Origin of the sequence: Komagataeibacter saccharivorans, assembly GCF_003207825.1 — a bacterium.
GTDB classification, from domain to species: Bacteria; Pseudomonadota; Alphaproteobacteria; order Acetobacterales; family Acetobacteraceae; genus Komagataeibacter; species Komagataeibacter saccharivorans.
This window is the reverse complement of the sequence record NZ_NKTY01000079.1, coordinates 1-1322: the sequence shown is the minus strand read 5'-3', so window position 1 is coordinate 1322 and position 1322 is coordinate 1. Positions and strand designations below refer to the sequence as shown.

At 53.3% G+C, this 1322-nt stretch carries 2 protein-coding genes and 1 pseudogene; 1 reads left to right on the top strand and 2 read right to left on the bottom strand.

Translation table 11 applies throughout. The features are described 5' to 3' along the window. A partial coding sequence (locus CFR79_RS15395) for a transposase (RefSeq protein ID WP_146220163.1) occupies positions 1-260 on the top strand: 260 nt, incomplete at its 5' end. Between the two features lie 29 nt (positions 261-289). On the opposite strand, the gene CFR79_RS15390 is transcribed toward CFR79_RS15395, so the two are convergent. Both CFR79_RS15390 and CFR79_RS15385 read right to left on the bottom strand, forming a co-directional pair. After that, entirely contained in the window at positions 290-580 is a 291-nt protein-coding gene (locus CFR79_RS15390) for a hypothetical protein (protein WP_110548463.1), read from the bottom strand. A gap of 121 nt (positions 581-701) precedes the next feature. After that, positions 702-1219: pseudogene (locus CFR79_RS15385) on the bottom strand (transposase); the annotation flags it as partial. Positions 1220-1322: the final 103 nt, after the last annotated feature.

The following is a 1322-nucleotide window of genomic DNA, read 5'->3' as shown; positions in this document are numbered from 1 at the left end:
TCCTTGCTGACAGGGCGTATGACGCGGACAGGTTGATCGATCGGCTGATACAGCGCGGGATTACCCCGGTCATCCCGCCAAAACGCAACAGAACGACACGACGGGAAACCGATTTTTCTCTCTACCGCGAACGGAACCTTGTTGAGAGGTTCTTCAATAAACTCAAGCAGTTTCGCGCTATCGCAACCCGCTACGATAAACTGAAATCGACCTTCCTCGCAGCCGTGCAGTTCGCCTCAATCATCATCCTGCTTAACTGACGACATGCTGTAATTGTTTTTGTAAAATTTTATATCCTGATGCACTTCCTGACCAGAGTGGTAGCTTTTCTTTTCATTCTGTCAGGAGGTTCAATTCCCATACCCTGAAGACGTTCCAGCAAAGCCAGAACAGCAGAGGCACCCTCTACACTGACAGCAGGTTTTTCATTGGTAGCCACTTGGGCTTTCCCTGCATTTCTGTCTTGCTTGATTTTTTCCAGAATAGCCAGTGTCAGCCACTCTCCGGCTTTCATACCCTGCTTCTGGCTCTGTGTAATGACAGCTTGCCTGACATCAGCAGAAATCCCTCTGAGCCCCATGTTTTTGTATTATCTTCCATATACTTCCTTCCCTGTTGAACAGACTTGTTCAACCAGTATGTGAGGAGGGCCCGTCCATTCGGACAGTTTTGTGGGCTCGATAAGCTATACCCGGTTGTCGTTATGCCGCCATTCTGACGGCGCTGCTGTTGGCCATCTGGCCCGGGCTTAACCCCGGACCAGATGGCGTCGGCACGTCATGATGCGCCTCATCAGGCGTGCGTCCAGCCAGTGCCGGGTGCGGACGCTGCCCATTATAATGGGCGATCCATACCGCCACAGACATTCGATGAACACGTTGTCCAGCCAGCGACCGCGCCCATCCATGCTGAAGCGAACCTGGCGTCGTTCCAGGACCTCGGTGAACCGGAGCGTCGTGAATTGTGAACCCTGGTCCGTGTTGAAAATCTCCGGGGTGCTGTAGCGCACCAGCGCATCCCTGAGTGCCTCGATGCAGAACTCCGCATCCATCGTGTTCGACAGACGCCAGAACAGCACCTTATGCGCGTGCCAGTCCATGACCGCCACTAGATAGAGAAAGCCCTTGTGCATCGGGATATAAGTGATGTCGGAACACCACACCTGGTTGGGCCGGTCGATGACCAGATCCCGCAGCAGATACGGATATTTCCGATGCTCCTGGCGTGCCCCCTTTTTTGTATCCACTCAAAAGGAGAGTTCCCGTTTTTTATGGCTTTGGGTTGATGGGATGACAAGTGTCTCGGGGGCATGCCCCCGAGAC